Source organism: Paeniglutamicibacter psychrophenolicus (assembly GCF_017876575.1).
GTDB classification, from domain to species: domain Bacteria; phylum Actinomycetota; class Actinomycetes; order Actinomycetales; family Micrococcaceae; genus Paeniglutamicibacter; species Paeniglutamicibacter psychrophenolicus.
Genome location: NZ_JAGIOE010000001.1, coordinates 3,618,752 through 3,637,424, shown reverse-complemented (window position 1 = coordinate 3,637,424; position 18,673 = coordinate 3,618,752). Strand labels below are relative to the sequence as shown.

The window sequence follows — 18,673 nt, the reverse complement described above, 5'->3', positions numbered from 1 at the left end:
CTGGAGATGACGGGCAGCATGAACACCGTCGAACCGGCCCCGGACGATACCCGGGTCCCGGCGCCGGGGAACCAGCAGCCCTGGCACCGCCGCGCCCTGGCCGCGGTGGTGCGCGCGCGCAACACCGTGCGCTCGCGCTGGACCCGCTCGCTGCTCTTCCGCACCGTGACCTCCGCGGTGCTGCTCACCGCCCTGGCCTTGCTGGGCGCCGGCGCGTTCCTGTCCAACCAGATCGCCACGGGCCTGTTCCAGGAGCGCTTCAACCAGGTCGAGTCCGAGTCCCTGCGCGGGCTGAACCAGGTGCGCGCCATCTTCGACTCCGCGGCCACCACCGACCGCACCAGCACCCGCTCGCTGGTGACCAGCACGCTGAAGATCCTCGAGGGCGACACCGCCCTGGTGCCCCGCGACTTCGTGCTGGTCCCGCTCTCCGGGGACGACAACCTCTACGTGGGCCCCACCGCCAGCGGCAACCTGACCTCGCGGATCGTGCCGGAGGCCCTGTCCGCCCAGGTCCAGGAGTCCAACGCCACCTACTGGCAGTCCATCGAGGTCAATGCCGGGGCCAGCGCCGGCCCGGGCTTGATCTTCGGCACCAAGGTGACGCTGCCGCCGGGCCGCGAATACGGCCTGTACCTGGTCTACGACCTGTCCAGCGTGCAAAAGACCCTCGACTTCATCAACCGGGCCATGGGCCTGGTCGGCGGGCTGCTGCTGCTGGTCGTCGGCGGCATCACCTGGTACGTCACCCGCCTGGTGGTGCGCCCCGTGGCCGCCGCCGCGCAGGTTTCCGAGAAGCTTGCCGCCGGGCAGCTGGAGGAACGCATGGTCGTTTCCGGCGAGGACGAGATCGCGCGGCTGGGCAACTCCTTCAACCACATGGCCGCCTCGCTGCAGGACCAGATCAACCAGCTGGCCATGCTTTCGCAGATGCAGCAGCGCTTCGTCTCGGACGTGTCCCACGAGCTGCGCACCCCGCTGACCACCGTGCGGATGGCAGCCGAGGTGCTGCACGACGCCCGCGAGGACTTCGACCCGATCAACAAGAGAAGCGCCGAGCTGCTCTACAACCAGGTCGAACGCTTCCAGATCCTGCTCAACGACCTGCTGGAGGTCTCCCGCTTCGACGCCGGGGTCGCGGTGCTCGACGCCGAGCCCACCGACCTGGTCTCCGTGGCCCGGCGCGTGATCGACACCGCCACCCCGCACGCCGAGGCCATGGGCTCGGTGCTGCGCCTGGGCACCCCCGCGGGCGGCGCGGTGGCCGAGATGGATGCGCGGCGCATCGAGCGGGTGGTGCGCAACCTGGTGCTCAACGCGGTGGAACACGGTGAGGGCAACCCCATCGACATCACCGTGGCAGGCAACCGGAACGCGGTGGCGATCACCGTGCGCGACCGCGGCATCGGCATGAGCCCCGAGGCCAGCACCCGCGTCTTCGACAGGTTCTGGCGCGCCGACCCGGCCCGGGCCCGGACCACCGGCGGCTCCGGGCTGGGGCTGTCCATCGCCATGGAAGACACCCGGCTGCACTCCGGCAGGCTGGAGGCCTGGGGGGAGCGCGGCGTGGGTTCGTGCTTCCGGCTGACCCTGCCGCGGATCCTGGGCGACACCATCATCGCCTCCCCGCTTCCGCTGGAGCCCATCGTGCTGGCCGACGCGGTGTTCGACCGCGGCATGATCGTCTCCTTCCCGCTGACCGGGGAAATCCCCGCGATCGGCTTCAAGCCCGCCCCGCCGCTGATCCCCGAGGAGCACCCGGATGCCGCGGCGCCGGGCACCGGCGGCCACACCCCAGGAAGGCACCACCCGCATGACTAGGAACCGCCCCACGCCCCGGATGCTGCTGGCCGTGCTCCTGGGCTTCGTGCTGGTGCTCACCGGGTGCTCGCAGATCCCGCGCAACTCCCCGGTCCAGTCCATAGCGCTCGACGGCTCCGGCACCGATGCCGACGGCAACGTGCAGTTCAACCTGCCCGGCCCGACCCCCGACGCCACCCCCCGGGAGATCGTCGAGGGGTTCATCGAGGCCGGCATCGCCGCCCAGGACGACTACAAGACCGCCCGCCAATTCCTGGACCCCAAGCAGGGCGGGGTCTGGAAGGGCTCGGTGCGGACCCTGGTCTACGACGCCCGCCCCTCGGTGATCCCCGGCACCAACCCCAACACCTTCACCATCCAGATGGAAGTGGTCTCCGAGGTCGACGCCGCGGGCATCATGACCGAGTTGCCCGCGCACACCACCCGGGCGGTCGACGTGGCGCTGGAGAAGGTCGATGGACAATGGCGCATTTCCCAGCTGCCCGACGGCATCATGCTGGACAAGGCCAGCTTCAGCCACGTCTTCGCCCCGCAGACCCTGTACTTCTACGATGTCAGCTATGCCTACGCGGTGCCCGACGTGCGCTGGTTCCCCACCCGCACGGGCGTGGCCGCGGTGATGGTCGAGGCGTTGCTGGCCGGCCCGGCGCCGTACCTGGAAAACGCGGTGGTTTCGGCGTTCCCGCCGGGCAGTTCGCTGGTGCGGTCCTCGGTGCCGATCGAATCGCAGCGGGCCACCGTCGATTTGAAGTCCGCCACCTTCCTGGACTCGACGGAGCTTTCCCGCCAGCAGATGCAGCAGCAACTGGACCTGAGCCTCGGCGGGCTGGGCACCGTGCGCTCGGTGGTGATGACCGATGAGCAGTCCGAGGTCAAGATCGGCCCCAAGGACCCCGACTTCCAGGTCGCCGAGGTCAACGCCCCGGTCCCCGACACCCAGATCGGGGTCCTGGACAAGGCGCTGTACTACCTCAAGGGCAAGTCGCTGCGGCTGGTCGGCGGCATCGGGGACATCTCCGGATACGACCCGCACCTGCCGGCGATGAGCCCGCAGGGGAACCGCTACGCGTTCCTGAACGGGTCGCTGACCAAGCTCGTCGCCATCGACGAGGAAGGCCGCAGCTCGGTGGTCGCCACCGGGAAGGACCTGGTCCGACCCTCCATGGATGCCCATGGCTGGACCTGGACCGTCGACAACTCCTCGACCACCAGCGTCCTGGCCGTGCCGGAAGACACCGTGCTCAACGGCAAGGTCCGCCCGATCACCGCCGGCTGGCTGGAGCGGGCCAAGGTCTCCTCGCTGCGCGTGTCGCGGGACGGGGCCCGGGCCCTGATCGTCTCCTCGAAGGACGGGGAAACCAGCGTGACGATCAGCGGGATCCTGCGCGATGCCGACGGCGCGCCGCGCGGCTTCGCCCCGCCCAAGAGGCTGTATCCGGAGGTTCCGGTGACCCAGGCGGTCTGGAACTCCGATGTCTCGGTCATCGTCTCGGCAACCAGCACCACCGAAAAGGTGGCGGCGGAGGAAATCGGCCTGACCGGCACCCGCGTGACGTACCTGCCGCTGCTGGGCATGCTCGATCTCTCGGCCGGTCCCGGGGAACGCCGCCCCGTGTACGCCGAGACCAAGGACAAGATCTACACGCGCGTGGGCAGCTCCTGGCACGAAATGGAAATCTTGGTCCGGGACCTGACCTACCCGGGCTGATTGCCCGGTCGCCGGTCGCGGTTCTCCACAGCCCGGCCACCGGGCATCGTGCGGGGACGGCACGGGGAGCATGCTGGAGTGCATGAAACCCAGGATCCGGCCGGACCCGGATGCCGTCTACCACGGGTCGCCCGCTCCCCGGAGCGACCCGGCACGTTCCTGGGCCCGGCTCCTTGATGCGCTCTGGGGGCACCGCGCGGCCCGGGCCGCGCGAGCGGGCCTGCACGGCACCGCGGCACTGCTGTTCCCGGTGGACTGCGTGTGTTGCCGGCGTCCGGACGCCGCGGTGTGCGGACCCTGCGCCAGGTCGCTGCGTGCATCCTGCCTGCACCCGAGGAGGGTCGAACAACGGGCAGAGGCACTGCCGCTGGATGGGCGCCTCGAACCGATGCCGGTGGTTGCCGCCGGTGCCTACGAGCACGAACTGGCCGCCGTGGTCCTGGCCTTCAAGAACCACCAGATGCCGGCCCTGGGCAGGTACCTGGTGCCGCCGTTGGCCCGCGCGGTGCTGGCCTCACTGGAGACCCTGGTGGACCGGGGCCGCCCGGTGGTGCTGGTCCCGGTGCCCACGCGGCTGAGGGCCAGGACCCGGCGCGGGTATTTTCCGGTGGGCTTGCTGCTGTCCCGGTTGCGACGGGCCCGGGTGCTGCCCGCGGGGGTGCAGGTGGCGGACCTGGTCAGGTACCGGGTGGCGCGGCAGTTCACCTCCGCGCAAAAGGGCAAGGGCAGGCGCGCCCGGGGCGCGGTGCGCGGCACGATGCACGCACCGGTGACGCCGCTGCTGGCTCGGCTTGCGGCGGCCGGCACCCAGGTGCTGTTCGTCGACGACGTGCTCACCACCGGGGCGACACTGGCCGAGGCGCACCGCGCGCTGGCAGGTTCCGGACTGAGGGTGTGCGGGGCGGCGGTGCTCGCGGCAACGCCCGCACCGGATGAAAAACACCACGTTCGCGCAACGCGATGAAGTAATAATCCCAACATCCTTGATTATCGTTGCATCTGTCATAGGGTGAGGTATGGGCACCCCGCAAGGGGAAAGGAACCCATCTTCAGCGGCCGGAAGGAGTGACTTCTTCGGTCGCTGATGTGTCACCTGAGCAATGATGGAGGACACCATGGAGATGACGATCAACGGGCGCAATGTCAGTGTTACGGATCGCTTCCGCGAGTACGTGGACGAGAAGATCGACAAGGTCGATCAGCTTGCAACGAAGATCCAGCGCTTGGACATCAAGGTCACCAAGGAGCAGCACGCACGCAATGCGGAGACTGCCCTGACCGTCGAGCTGACGGTTCTGGGACGGGGACCGGCGATCCGTGCCGAGGCCAAGGCCGCGGACAAGTTCGCTGCCTTCGACACCGCATTCGCCAAGCTTCTTGAGCGTCTGCGCAAGGCCCGGGACCGCCGCAAGGTCCACCACGGCACCCGGACGCCCCAGGCCGTCCACCAAGCAACCAGCGGACTGGAGCCGGCCAAGAGCTCGGTTCCGCTGCACGAGGCAACGCGTCTGGCACAGCAGGAAGAGGAGACCCGGCTGGCCGCCGAGGCCTCCGAGAACGGTGCACCGCCGATCGAGATCCGCCGCAAGGTCTTCCCGGCGGAGTCCATGAGCGTTGACGATGCCGTTGACCGCATGGAAATGATCGGCCACCCCTTCTACCTCTTCGTGGACGCGGCAACCGGGGCACACTCGGTGGTCTACGCCCGGAAGTCCAAGGGCAACCAGCAGTACTCCTACGGCACCATCACCCTGGATCCGGAGGCCACCGACGAATCCACCCTGGAGACCCGTCGCTACCGCGACCCGGAATCGCAACCAGTCAACGCCTGACCCACCGGCGCATACGATGGGACCATGAGCAGGATTCTTTCCGCACCACAGGCCCGTCGCATCGCCATCGCAGCCCAGGGGCTGCATCGTCCCCGGCCCGCCGCACCAGTGAATCTTGGTGCGGTGGGCCGGGCCTTTGCCCGGCTGGAACTGATCCAGATCGACTCGGTCAACATCGTCACCAGGGCCCAGTACCTACCGATCTTCTCGCGCCTGGGCCCATACGCCCCGGAATTGCTGGACGCGCTCGCGGTGCAAAAACCGCGCAGGGTGGTTGAGTACTGGGCGCACGAGGCCTCGCTGGTGCGCAGCGACCACTTCAAGGACCTGGTCCCGTGGCAGCAGCGCTCCTGGCCCGGCAGCATGAAGACCATCGACGACGACGGGCGCGTCCTGGCCCACCGGATCCTTCAGCTGCTTGCCGATGGCAGGGCCCGCACCTCCCGGGAAGCCGCCGCAGAACTGGGCCACGAACACATCAAGGACAGCAACGAGTGGGGCTGGAACTGGTCAGCGGTCAAGCGCGCACTTGAGGCATTGTTTGCCGAGGGACTGATCAGCACCGAGGGACGCAACGGCGCGTTTGAGCGCCGCTACACCGCCCTGCAGCAGGTTTTCCCCGAAGCGCCCGCGGCCGGGCACGACCGGCGCCAGGGCATGGAGCGGCTGCTGCTGGCCGCCGCCGGGGCGCACGGAATCGGCAGCGTGCATTGCCTGGCCGACTACTTCCGGCTCCCGTTGCGCGAAAGCACCGCGGTGCTGCAGGAACTGGCCGCTGGCGGAGCCCTCGAAACGGTGCGCGTGGCGGGCCTGAAGGACACGTTCTACCTGCTTCCCGGAACCGTCATTCCCCGTAGCTCGCACGCCAGGTCCCTATTGGGCCCCTTCGACTCGATGGTCTTCAATCGCCGCCGTCTCGAGAAGCTCTTCGGCTTCACCTACCGGCTAGAGATCTACACGCCGGCGGCCAAGCGCGTCTACGGGTACTACGTGCTGCCGTTCCTCCTGGGCGAGTCGCTGGTGGCCCGCGTGGACCTGAAGGCGGAGCGGGCAACCGGCAGGCTGTTGGTCCGTGGCGCCTTCGCCGAACCCGGCGCGCCCGGGAACACCGCGGCGGAGCTGGCGGCCGAATTGCGGCTCATGGCGCGCTGGCTGGGACTCGACGAAGTCGTGGTTTCGGCACACGGGAATCTGGCAGCAGCCTTGGAGTTTTCACTAAGCTCGCCCGAATCCAGCTAAAAGCCACAAGTGAAAGCAATCTCTCACGTAGACTGAACACGCCAGAAATCCTGTGCTAGAGATTTGGGAGCTGCCTCGTGGCATCACTGCTTGAACGTATCCTGCGTACCGGCGACAAGAAAACGCTGAAGAGGTTGCGTGGATACGCCGACGCCATCAACGTGCTTGATGGCGAATTCCGGGCCCTGTCCGATGCGGAACTGCGTGGTGAAACAGACAAGTTCAAGGCGCGCATTGCCGACGGCGAGTCCCTGGATCTTCTGCTGCCCGAGGCCTTTGCCGCCGTCCGCGAGGCTGCGGACCGTACCCTGGGCATGCGCCACTTCGACGTCCAGCTCATGGGCGGCGCCGCCCTGCACCTGGGCAACATCGCCGAGATGAAGACCGGCGAAGGCAAGACCCTGGTCGCCACCGCGCCCGCCTACCTCAACGCCCTCACGGGCAAGGGCGTCCACGTGGTCACCGTCAACGACTTCCTGGCCGAGTACCAGTCGGACCTGATGGGCCGCGTCTACCGCTTCCTGGGCCTGACCAACGGCTGCATCCTGTCCAACCAGGACCCTGCCGAACGCCGCAAGCAATATGAAGCAGATATCACCTACGGCACAAACAACGAGTTCGGGTTCGACTACCTGCGCGACAACATGGCCTGGAGCTCCGACGAGCTCGTCCAGCGTGTCCACAACTTCGCCATCGTCGATGAGGTCGACTCGATCCTCATTGACGAGGCCCGCACCCCGCTGATCATTTCCGGGCAGGCTTCCGGCGACGTCAACCGCTGGTACACCGAATTCGCCAAGCTGGTCACCCGGTTGAGCCTCGACACCGACTACGAGGTCGACGAGAAGAAGCGCACCATCGGCGTGCTGGAACCCGGCATCGAAAAGGTCGAGGACTACCTGGGCATCCACAACCTCTACGAGGCGTCCAACACCCCGCTGATCGGGTTCCTGAACAACGCGATCAAGGCCAAGGAACTGTTCAAGAACGACAAGGACTACGTCGTGATCAACGGCGAGGTCATGATCGTCGACGAGCACACCGGCCGTTCGCTGGCCGGGCGGCGCTACTCCGAGGGCATGCACCAGGCCATCGAGGCGAAGGAAGGGGTGGAGATCAAGGCCGAGAACCAGACCATGGCGACCGTGACCCTGCAGAACTACTTCCGCCTCTACAAGAAGCTTGCCGGCATGACCGGCACGGCGCAGACCGAGGCCGGCGAGTTCATGGGCACCTACAAGCTCGGCGTGGTGGAGATCCCCACCAACAAGCCGCTGCTGCGCAGGGACCAGGCCGATTTGATCTACAAGAACGAGATCGCCAAGTTCGACGCCGTGGTCCAGGACATCGCCGAGCGCCACGCCACCGGCCAGCCGGTGCTCGTGGGCACCACCAGCGTGGAAAAGAGCGAATACCTGGCCCGCCTGCTGGCCAAGCAGGGCATCCGCCACGAGGTCCTCAACGCCAAGCAGCACGCCCGCGAGGCCGCCATCGTCGCCCAGGCCGGCAAGAAGGGCTCGGTCACCGTGGCCACCAACATGGCCGGCCGCGGCACCGACATCATGCTCGGCGGCAACGCCGAGTTCCTGGCCGTCGCAGAGATGGAACGCCGCGGGCTTGACCCGGAAACGAACTCCGAGGAATACGAGCGCGTCTGGGACTCCGTCTTCGAGACGGCCAAGAAGCAGGTCGAGAACGAGGCGAAGGAAGTCACCGACGCCGGCGGCCTCTACGTGCTGGGCACCGAACGCCACGAGTCCCGCCGCATCGACAACCAGCTGCGCGGCCGTTCCGGACGCCAGGGAGACCCGGGCGAGTCCCGTTTCTACCTCTCGATGACCGATGAGCTGATGCGCCGCTTCAACGCCGGTGCCGCCCAACGGATCATGAACAACCCCTCGATGCCCGACGACGTGGCCCTGGAATCGAAGATCGTTTCCAAGGCCATCGAAACCGCGCAGGCGCAGGTCGAGGGCACCAACGCCGAGCAGCGCAAGAACGTGCTGAAGTACGACGACGTGATGAACCGCCAGCGCGAGGCCATCTACGGCGACCGCCGACGCATCCTCGAAGGCGGGGACCTGGAAGAAAAGGTCGGGCACTTCCTCGAGGACGTGGTCAAGGCCATGGTCACCGAGGCCACCGGCGAGGGACATGCCGAGGACTGGGACCTGAAGCGGCTCTGGGGCAACCTCAAGCAGCTCTACCCGATCTCCATCACCCTCGACGAGGTTGCCGAGGAAGCCGGCCACCGCGACGCGATCACCCCGGAACTCCTGGAGCGCGAAATCCTCTCCGACGCGCGCCTGCAGTACGCGGCACGCGAGGAAGCTGTCGGCGAGGAAAACATGCGCGAGCTCGAGCGCCGCGTGGTGCTCTCGGTGATCGGCCGCAAGTGGCAGGAACACCTCTACGAAATGGACTACCTCAAGGAGGGCATCGGCCTGCGTGCCATGGCCCAGCGCGACCCGTTGGTCGAGTACCAGCGCGAGGGCTTCTTGATGTTCCAGACCATGATGGAGTCCATCCGCGAGGAAAGCATCGGCATGCTTTTCAACATCGAGGTGGAGACCCGTCAGGCCCCGCAAATGTCCCTGCCCGGTGTTATCGACGGTCGTTCGGTGACCACCGAGCCGACGCTGAACACCCCGGGCCTCGAAGCCCCTGCCCGTCCGGCAACGCTTCGCTACACGGCACCCGAGGAAAGCGGCGAGGCCTCGACGCACATCGAGCGCACCCCCGGTACCGCGGCTCCGAAGGACGCCGGCAACAACAAGAAGAAAAAGGGCAAGCGCCGCTAGCCGATCTCCAGCGCAGTGACCTGCCAACGTCCGTGCCACCGTTCTATCCTCAGGGCGGCGGCACGGACGTTTTGCATGTCCCGGATGATCACCGCCGCCTCGAAGACCAGGGGCAGGATCTGCGTGATGCGCATCCGCAGCACCCTGGGGTTGGAATAACAGCAGGACGTGGGGTCGGGCCGCTGGATCGCTCCGAGGCGCATGTGGTGGTCGAGCTTCAGCATGCACTCCGGGCTCAGGGCCCGCAGCAGCTGGCGTGCAGGGCGTGCCCCGGCCAAGACCTCCAGCACCGCCGGTGCGGCCGCATGCACGACCGCTGCCACGGATTCTGCCGGGCCCAGCAGCCCATCCATGGGCGGAAAGAGCCGGTCTGCAACCGCCTGGGCCGCGGCGGTGGGCGGCTTTGGCCGCAGCCCGTCAACGAAATCGCGTCCGTTGTCCGCGCGAAAATCCTCTTCGAGTCGAACCGGCTCCGGAAGGCCGCGCGCTGGTGCCCCGGCACCCGGTTCCCGGCCCGGGCAGCGCTTCCCGTGCCGGTCCGAGCCGGGACCGAAGGCCTGGGGAAACCGCCGTATGGGGGTCGGCTGCACCGTGGCGGGGTCCGCGGCGGTGAGGAAGCTTTCGTGGACGAGCTGCGGCGCGGTGTCGGCAGGGGCCGGCTCGAGGGCGGTGATGGACATGGTGGACTCCTGGTGGGCGGATGGCTTCGACGATGGAGGACGGTGGGTGCAGTCGGATTCAGGACTTCAGCGAAGCGGGCCGCGGTGCCTGAAGCACCACGCCCACCTCGAGCCTGTCGGGGTCGGGGCCGATCAGTTGGCGGTTCGCCGCGAACCACAGTGGCCAGGCTGCGGCGATTTCTTCGGGGCCGGCGTTCGAGGGCAGGTGGCGGGCTGCAATGGCCCAGAGGCTGTCTCCGGGCCGGACCACGACCTCCTCAAGCGGGCGGGTGGTTCCGCCGGCCAGCCGTGGCAACGGGAGCGGCACCCGGTGCGGGATGAATCCGGGACTGAGCAGTTCGGTTTCGGGGCCCTTCGGCGCGGTGGCCTCCGGTGGTCGCGGGCCGGCCTTGCGCTCGTGCTGGTGGATCGCTGCGGACTGGAGGTGCCGGGCCGGTGCCAGGGGCGCGGCCACGGCCGCCGGTGCGAGCGGCGCGGCCACGGCCGCCGGTGCGAGCGGCGCGGCCACGGCCGCCGGTGCGAGCGGCGCGGCCACGGCCGCCGTGGCCGCGGTGCATCCTGCCAGCACAAGGGAACCGCCGATCCCCGCCAGCACCACCCGGGCGACGAATCCGGGGACAAGTGCCGCCAGGGCCGCACCGCGATGCCGGTGCCCGCAGGCGGCGAGGAGACGGGCTGCCAGGGCCATGGCCAGGCACAGCAACAGCCAGGCGATGGCCGCGGCACCGAGTAATCCCATGGCCAGGCCGGTGAGTCGTTCCAGGGACCACGCATCGAGCCGGGCTCCGGTGGCGGCGCGCCCCTGCAGGGAGCGCCAAAGCACGATGCTGGCCCCGAGCATGCCCAGCGACAGGACGGCCACGGCCCCGAGCACCAGGGCGTCGCGGGCTGTCTGTGAACGCATCTTGACCTTCTTTGATGACATTTGATGTTATTTGCATGTGTTTGTAACAGTATGATGACACTTCATGCGCGAGGAATCCAGAGGGGTAGGCGGGAAACTTTTGGGCATCTAGGGTTGGCCCATGAGATGGGAATCGCTCTTCGCAGACCTGGAGGCACAATTCGAGGCCGAGTCCGCCCGCGACCAGTCCAGCGAGATCCAGGAGTTCGTGCGGATCGAACGGGCCCGCCAGACGCTGGTCCAGCGCCTGGCACGGCACCTGGGCACACGAATCGATGTGCAGCTGCTCGGCGCCGAACGCCTCGGCGGACAGCTTTCCTCCCTCGGCAAGGACTGGCTGATGCTGCGCCACGGCGGCACCGAGGAACTCGTTCCCTTCCGTGCGCTGGCCTGGTGGTCCGGACGGGAGGCGGGCCGGAACCTGGAGCCGGGGGAGCGGCGGGTAGCGTTCTCCCAGGCCCTGCGCGTGCTGGTGCGGGACCGGGCCAGGGTGGGCATCGGCGGAACCGACGGGCAGCAGCTGGCCAGCGGAACCCTGGACCAGGTGGGCCAGGACTTCGTGGAGGTGGCGCTGCACGAGCGCGACGAATTCCGCCGCGCACCCGCCGTCCACGGACGGTGCGTGATCCCGTTTTCGGCCGTGGCCAGGGTGCGCCGCGAGGAATGAGGTCCCCGCCCGCGCCGTCCACAGCCGGGCACACCCCCTTTTCACGCACCGCCGCCACGGCGTATGGTGGCCCCCAAGGACAACGGCGGGGCTCGTGCCTCCGCCGATGAAGCATCCCGCGTTTCTGCGCAGCCAAGCGGAAGATTCCCTGGCCGCGCACCCGCGGGGTCATGGCGAAGGGGGAAATTCGACATGGACAAGGCCCACGACGCGGTGGCGGCAACGGCAGGCAGGCTGGGAAGACCCAGCTGGAAGGACCCGCGGCTGCTGCTGGGCATCCTGATCGTGCTGGCCTCCTGCGTCGGGGTCGTGGCGCTGACCAGTTCCCTGGACCGCACCACGCCCATGTACTCGGCCAAGGCCGACATCTCCCTGGGCGAGGAAATCACCGCGGAGAAGCTCAACGTGGTGAACGTGAAGCTCGACGCCCTCGAGGAGCGCTACGTGCCCGCGGACCCCTCACTGCTGGAGGGCACCCGGGCCAACTCGCTGGTCCGCGCCGGACAGCTGCTCCCGCGCAGCTCCCTGGGGCTGGACGACGGAACCAACCGCCGCCCGGTGTCCATCGACCTGCCCGATGCACTGCCGGCGGCGATCACCTCCGGGGCCCGTGTCGATGTCTGGGTCTCGCTGAAGGACCGGACCGCCAATGCCTACGCCCCGCCGACCCTGCTGCTGCCCTCGGCCGAGGTCACCGGCCGCACCGAACGGGCCACCGGCTTTGGCGGAACGGCCGGAACCCTGGTCGAGATCCTGGTGGTGGACAGCGGGCTGGCGGACCTGCTCGAAGCCATGGCCAACGACGCGCGGATCACCGTGGTCTTCAACCCCGGGGCCAGTGCCTCATGAACATCTCGGTCGTGGTGCACGGGGACGACGGCACAGTGGTTGACAGGCTCGAGAGCCACCGCGGGGTGCTCACGGTGGCCCGCAATTGCACCGAGATGTCCGAGGTCATCGCCCTTTGCGAGACCGGACTGGCCGACGCGGCGATCCTGGCCGGGCTGCCTGAGGAAGTTGAAACCCGCGACATCGACGCGATGATCGAGCGCGGCGTCCCGGTGCTGGTGCTCTGCGACGACGCCGCCCAGGGCAAGCGGCTCGCCGCGGCCGGCGCCTATGTGGCGGGAACCGGAAGCACCGCCCCGGAGCTGGGCATCCTGGTCGCCCGGGCCCGGGCCGAGCTGGGACACCGGGAGCGCGGCGCCGAACCGGCCGCGGCGGGCGACGAGCCGCGGACGGCGGCCCGGAAGCGCGCCCGCGTGGTGGTCTTCTGGGGCCCGGTGGGTTCCCCGGGCCGCTCCCTGCTCGCGCTGAACTACGCCGTGGAATGCGCCCTGGGAGCCCAGGAGGTGGTGCTGCTGGATGCCGACACCTACGGGGCCTCCCAGGCGGTGCAGCTGGGCCTGCTCGACGAGGCCGCGGGCATCGCGCAGATCTGCCGCACCGTGGACTCCGGGCGGTTCGACGCGGCGAAGCTCGAACGGATCTGTGCACCGGTGCTGATTGCCGGGGCCAGGATGCGCGTGGCCACCGGTCTGCCGCGGGCAAGCCGCTGGCCCGAACTGCGCCCCACCGCGCTGCGCCGCGCGGTCCTGGCCCTGCAGGAGGTCTGCGACACCATCGTGATCGACGTCGCCGCGCCGCTGGAACTCGACGAGGAGCTCTCCTTTGACACCGCCGCCCCGCAGCGCAACGGGGTGACCGCCGCGATGCTGCGCATCGCCGACGAGATCCATGCCGTCGGGGCGGCAGACAGCATCGGGGTCCCGCGGCTGATCAGGGGCCTGGAGGAAATGCACGAGGTGCTCGGGGAGCTGCCGGTCACGGTGCTCTTCAACAAGGTCTCCGCGGCCAACGCCGGCGCCTCCCCGCGCCAGGCGCTGGCCGAGACCTGGGCCCGATTCGGGCCCGGGCTGCCGATCGCCGGCTACCTGCCCCACGACCCCGCCGCCGTGGATGCCGCGCTGCTGGCCGGAAGCGCGCTGGCGGAAATCGCCCCGCATTCGGCCCTTCGGGTGGCCCTCGCTGCCCTCGCCGGGCAAAGGATCAAGGGCAAGGCCTCGTTTCTGCGCCGATTGGCCCCGTCGAAGTGACGTCCACAAGTCCGGCGGGATAGTGTTGTAGCACCAGCGTTGCGCAACGGAGCGCCACGCACACTCGATCCACGGAGGCGTTCTTTTGAACTCGTCGGAGTCCAGCATGTCCGAAACTTTCATCGCTGAGACACTCACACCCGAATTGGTGGCAACCTACTACGGGCAGTTGGCAGCAGAGGATGCCGCGGCATACTCGCCGCAGCAACTTGAATCCAGGGTGGGAGCCCACTTGGCCGTTGGCTGGATACGGGAGCCCAAGACGCCCCGCGTGGCCATCACCCGCCACGCCGCCATGACCATGGTTTACGTGGTCACCGACGACATGCCGTTCCTGGTCGACTCGGTCACCGCCGAGATCGTGCGGCAGAACCACGCCATCAACGTCGTGGTCCACCCCACCTTCGTGGTCGGCCGCGACGCCGAGGACGGACACGTCACCGCACTGGACACCGTCCCGGCCAACGAGCACCTGGCCAGCGGCGACACCGCCGCCCTGCCGCAGATCTCCGCGCTGGTCGCCGGGAACCGCGACACCGCCATCGAATCCTGGATCTCCGTGGAACTCGGCGGGGACCCGAGCGACGAGGCACTGACCAAACTGGTCGCCGGCCTCGAACGCATCCTGGGGGACGTGCGCGCCGCCGTGGAGGACTGGGCGCCGATGCGCAACAAGGCCCACGAGATCGCCGACTCCCTGGTCACGGTCACCGGTGCCGAGCAGATCCCCGACCTGGATGCCGCCATCGACCTGCTGCACTGGCTCGACGACGGGAACTTCACCTTCCTGGGCTACCGCGAGTACGACCTGATCACCGAGAACAACGAAGACGTGCTGCGGATCCAGGCCGAATCGGGCCTGGGCCTGATGCGCAACGCCATCCCGGCGCGCGACACCCAGCACCTGACCAAGCGCGGCCGGGCCATGGCCCGCGACAAGCGCGCCCTGGTCATCACCAAGGCCAACTCCCGCTCCACCGTGCACCGCGGGGTCTACCTGGACTACGTGGGCGTCAAGCGCTTCGACGCGGCCGGCAACGTCAACGGCGAACGCCGCTTCATCGGCCTGTTCGCCTCCAGCGTCTACACCTCCTCGGTGCGCAGCGTCCCGGTCGTGCGCGAGAAGGTCGAGGCCGTGCTCAAGCTCGCCGGCTTCGCCCCGGACTCGCACTCCGGCAAGGACATCGTCACGATCCTGGAGACCTACCCGCGCGACGAGCTGTTCCAGATTTCCGTCGAGGACCTCACCGACACCGTGCTGGGGATCCTGCGCCTGCAGGAACGCCGCCGCACCTCGCTCTTCCTGCGCCCCGACGTCTACGGGCGCTTCATGTCCGCGCTGGTCTACCTGCCGCGCGACCGCTACACCACCGGGGTGCGCCTGCGCATCGAGAAGGAATTGACCGAGGCGTTCAACGCCGAGTCGATGGACTTCGAGGTCCGCATGTCCGAGTCCTCGCTGGTGCGCCTGTTCTACCGGATCCGCCTGCAGCGCCACGGGCTGACCCCCGTGGTTGACCGCGCCGGCCTGGAAACCCGCCTGGTCGCCGCCGTGCGTTCCTGGTCCGAGGGCATCGCCGTGGCCGCCAACGAGCGCTACGGCGACGAGGTCGGCACCGTGCTGTCAGCCGGCTGGTCCGAGGCCTTCCCGGCCGCCTACCGCGTCGAGTTCGAGGTCGAGGACGCGCTGGCCGACATCGAGCGCTTCGGCAAGTACGAGGAAGCCGACCACGTCGGCCCCGTGGTGAAGTTCTACGTCCCCGAGGAGGACGAGGACTCCGAGGTCAACGCCCGGATGAAGCTCTACCTCACCGCGCCGCTGTCGCTGTCCAAGATCCTGCCGGTGCTGCAGAACCTGGGCCTGGAAGTCATCGAGGAACGGCCCTTCGCCGTGACCCCCTCGCGCGCCGAGCCGCGCTACCTCTACGACCTGGGCCTGAAGTTCCCGGCCGGGATCGACCCGATGGACGCCGAGGCCCTGCTGGCCGACGCCTACTCCGCGGTGGTCACCGGCGCGGCCGAATCCGACCACATGAACCGCCTGGTGCTGCTCGAATCGGTTTCCTGGAAGCAGGTCGGGCTGTTGCGCGCCTACTCCCGCTACCTGCACCAGCTGGGTGTCTCCACCTCCTACACGTTCATCTCCGACACCCTGGTCGCCAACCCGGAGGTCACCCACGGGATCATCGCGCTCTTCGAGGGCACCTTCGACCCGGCCCTGACCCCCGAGGAATCCGCCGCCGCCATCGAGGCCGCCCACGAGGTGCTCAACGAGGCCCTGGACAAGGTCCCGACGCTGGATGCCGACAAGCTGCTGCGCCGCTTCGTGAACGTCATCGAGGCCACGCTGCGCACCAACTACTACATCGATCCGGCGGCGCTGGCCTTCAAGCTGCTGCCCGGCAAGATCACCGACGCGCCCTTCCCTCGCCCCAAGTACGAGATCTGGGTCTGCTCCCCGCGCATCGAGGGCGTGCACCTGCGCTTCGGCGAGGTCGCCCGCGGCGGGTTGCGCTGGAGTGACCGCCGCGAGGACTTCCGCACCGAGGTCCTGGGCCTGGTCAAGGCACAGATGGTCAAGAACGCCGTGATCGTGCCCACCGGCGCCAAGGGCGGCTTCTACGCCAAGCAGCTTCCCAACCCGGCCGTGGACCGCTCCGGCTGGATGGAAGAGGGCAAGGCCTCCTACCGCATCTTCATCCGCTCGCTGCTGGAAATCACCGACAACCTGGTGGTCGACGAGAACGGCGAGAAGGTCGTGCCGCCGGCCAACGTGGTGCGCCTGGACGGGGACGACACCTACCTGGTGGTCGCCGCCGACAAGGGCACCGCATCGTTCTCCGACACCGCCAACGCCATCTCCGAGGAGCGCGGCCACTGGCTGGGCGACGCCTTCGCCTCGGGCGGTTCGGTGGGCTACGACCACAAGGCCATGGGCATCACCGCCCGCGGTGCCTGGGAGTCGGTCAAGCGCCACTTCTTCGAGTTCGGCGTGGACACCCAGACCCAGGAGTTCACCGCCGCCGGCGTGGGCGACATGTCCGGGGACGTGTTCGGCAACGGCATGCTGCGCACCCGCACCGTCAAGCTGCTGGCCGCCTTCGACCACCGCGACATCTTCCTGGACCCGAACCCGGAGCCGGGGGCCGCGTTCGACGAGCGCGCGCGCCTGTTCGAGCTGCCCCGTTCCTCCTGGGCCGACTACAACAAGGACCTGATCTCGGCCGGCGGCGGGGTGCACTCCCGTTCCCTGAAGTCCATCCCGATTTCCCCCGAGGTGCGCCAGGCCCTGGGCCTGGGCGCCACGGTCAGCTCCATGGCCCCCAACGAACTGCTCAAGGCCATCCTGGGCGCACCTGTCGACCTGCTGTACAACGGCGGCATCGGCACCTATGTCAAGGCCGCCGACGAGTCCCACGCCGAGGTCGGGGACCGCGCCAACGACGCGATCCGCGTCAACGGCGAGCAGATCCGCGCCCGGGTCATCGGCGAGGGCGGCAACCTGGGCATGACCCAGCGCGGCCGCATCGAGGCGGCGCTGCACGGGGTCATCCTGAACACCGACGCCATCGACAACTCCGCGGGCGTCGACTGCTCGGACCACGAGGTCAACATCAAGATCTTCGTGGACCGCATGGTCGTGGCGGGGAAGCTGGAGGCTTCCGAGCGCGCCGCCTTCCTGCACTCGATGACCGACGAGGTCGCCCGCCTGGTGCTGAAGACCAACTTCGACCAGAACGTGCTGCTGCTCAACGACAAGCAGGAGCTCACCAGCTGGTCCCCGGCGTTCGAACGCCTCATGGACTGGCTCGAGGAGCATGCCGACCTTGACCGGAAGCTGGAGTTCCTGCCCTCCACCGCGGTACTCGAGGCGCGCCTGGCCGCCGGGGGAACGCTGACCGCACCGGAACTGGCGGTGCTCGTGGCCTACGCGAAGATCCAGCTGGCCGGCGCCCTGGCGGCGTCCGACCTGCCCGACGACCCGCACTTCGCCAAGACGCTGCGCAACTACTTCCCGGTGCAGCTGGCCGAGCAGTTCGGGGCGGAGCTCGACTCCCACCCGCTGCGCCGCGAGATCATCGCCACCGTGGTGGCCAACGACATGGTCAACGTCGGCGGCACCACCTACGCGTTCCGCGTGATGGAGGAGACCGGGGCCGACGAGGCGCAGGTCGCCAAGGCGTTCGTGGCGCTGCGGGAGATCTACTCGCTGGACACCGAGATCGACGCGATCAACGCGCTGCCGGCCTCCTTCGACTCCACGCACTGGTGCCGCCTGCACCTGGACATGCGCCGGCTGCTGGACCGGGCCACGCGCTGGTACGTCCACCACGTGGACCGCGAACAGGACGTCGACGACGCCGTGGCCGCACTGGCCCCGACCGTGCGGGCGCTGCGCCCGGAGGTCGGATCGCTGCTGCGCGGGGTCGATGCCGAGCGCGTCGCGACCTGGACGACCGAGGGCAAGGGCTGGGGCCTGGACGAGGCGCTGGCGACCCGCTGGGCCGTCCAGTTCGAGTCCTTCGCGCTGCTGGACATCGCCACGGCCGCGGCCCGCACCGGGGCCGATGCGACCGAGCTGGCCAAGGTCTACTACGTGCTCTACGACCGCTTCGGCGTCGACTCGCTGCTGGAGCGGATCACTTCGCTGCCGCGCGACGACAGGTGGAAGGCACTGGCCCGCGCCGCGCTGCGCGATGACCTGTACTCGACCATCATCGACTTCACCCGCGACGTCGTTGCCTTCACGGATCCGGGGGAAAGCGACCCGGCCGTGCGTGTGGCTGCGTGGTTGGAGGCGAACGCGGCTAACCTTGATCGTGCACAGAACATGTTCGCGGAAGTGAACCGGCTGGAACGCGATGACATGGCGTCCCTGTCGGTCGCGCTGCGGCTGTTGCGTTCCATCGTACGGAGGTAATATC

Annotated in this window: 12 protein-coding genes; 10 read left to right on the top strand and 2 right to left on the bottom strand. The window is 68.5% G+C overall.

From position 1 onward, the window contains the following. Nucleotides 1-18: 18 nt before the first annotated feature. From mtrB to secA, 6 genes are all read left to right on the top strand, one after another. A complete protein-coding gene (gene mtrB / locus JOF46_RS16480; RefSeq protein ID WP_209908955.1) occupies nt 19-1,821 on the top strand; it encodes an MtrAB system histidine kinase MtrB in 1,803 nt (600 codons plus the stop codon). Next, nucleotides 1,814-3,529, top strand: coding sequence for an LpqB family beta-propeller domain-containing protein (locus JOF46_RS16475; protein WP_209908952.1), 1,716 nt, complete (start codon nt 1,814-1,816; stop codon nt 3,527-3,529). Before mtrB ends, JOF46_RS16475 begins: the two co-directional genes overlap by 8 nt. A gap of 82 nt (nt 3,530-3,611) precedes the next feature. Next, on the top strand, nt 3,612-4,493 hold the full coding sequence (locus tag JOF46_RS16470; RefSeq protein WP_209908949.1) for a ComF family protein: 882 nt from the start codon (nt 3,612-3,614) through the stop codon (nt 4,491-4,493). 151 nt (nt 4,494-4,644) lie between these two features. Further along, a complete protein-coding gene (gene hpf / locus JOF46_RS16465) occupies nt 4,645-5,361 on the top strand; it encodes a ribosome hibernation-promoting factor, HPF/YfiA family (protein WP_209908946.1) in 717 nt (238 codons plus the stop codon). A 24-nt stretch (nt 5,362-5,385) separates the two neighbouring features. Beyond that, nucleotides 5,386-6,600: a winged helix-turn-helix domain-containing protein gene (locus tag JOF46_RS16460; RefSeq protein ID WP_209908943.1), complete on the top strand. Its 1,215-nt coding sequence runs from the start codon at nt 5,386-5,388 to the stop codon at nt 6,598-6,600. 77 nt (nt 6,601-6,677) lie between these two features. Then, a complete protein-coding gene (gene secA, locus JOF46_RS16455; RefSeq protein WP_209908940.1) occupies nt 6,678-9,401 on the top strand; it encodes a preprotein translocase subunit SecA in 2,724 nt (907 codons plus the stop codon). On the opposite strand, the gene JOF46_RS16450 is transcribed toward secA, so the two are convergent. Next, nucleotides 9,398-10,081, bottom strand: a complete 684-nt coding sequence (locus JOF46_RS16450) for an Rv3235 family protein (protein WP_209908937.1) — start codon at nt 10,079-10,081, stop codon at nt 9,398-9,400. The two genes, secA and JOF46_RS16450, sit on opposite strands and share 4 nt — an antisense overlap. A gap of 58 nt (nt 10,082-10,139) precedes the next feature. Next, nucleotides 10,140-10,985 (bottom strand): LysM peptidoglycan-binding domain-containing protein, encoded by an 846-nt coding sequence (locus tag JOF46_RS16445; protein ID WP_209908934.1) that lies wholly within the window; start codon nt 10,983-10,985, stop codon nt 10,140-10,142. A gap of 121 nt (nt 10,986-11,106) precedes the next feature. Between JOF46_RS16445 and JOF46_RS16440 the strand changes: the two genes are divergently transcribed. The 4 genes from JOF46_RS16440 to JOF46_RS16425 all read left to right on the top strand — a co-directional run bounded on the left by JOF46_RS16440 (nt 11,107) and on the right by JOF46_RS16425 (nt 18,669). Further along, the gene (locus JOF46_RS16440; RefSeq protein ID WP_209908932.1) at nt 11,107-11,652 is read left to right on the top strand and encodes a hypothetical protein; all 546 of its coding nucleotides are present in this window, start codon (nt 11,107-11,109) and stop codon (nt 11,650-11,652) included. Nucleotides 11,653-11,844: 192 nt separating this feature from the next. Then, entirely contained in the window at nt 11,845-12,501 is a 657-nt protein-coding gene (locus tag JOF46_RS16435; RefSeq protein ID WP_209908929.1) for an SAF domain-containing protein, read from the top strand. After that, entirely contained in the window at nt 12,498-13,748 is a 1,251-nt protein-coding gene (locus JOF46_RS16430; RefSeq protein ID WP_209908926.1) for a CpaE/TadZ family protein, read from the top strand. The genes JOF46_RS16435 and JOF46_RS16430 overlap by 4 nt, the downstream gene beginning before the upstream one ends. 106 nt (nt 13,749-13,854) lie before the next feature. Further along, nucleotides 13,855-18,669 (top strand): NAD-glutamate dehydrogenase, encoded by a 4,815-nt coding sequence (locus JOF46_RS16425; RefSeq protein ID WP_209908924.1) that lies wholly within the window; start codon nt 13,855-13,857, stop codon nt 18,667-18,669. The last annotated feature ends 4 nt before the right edge of the window (nt 18,670-18,673 follow it).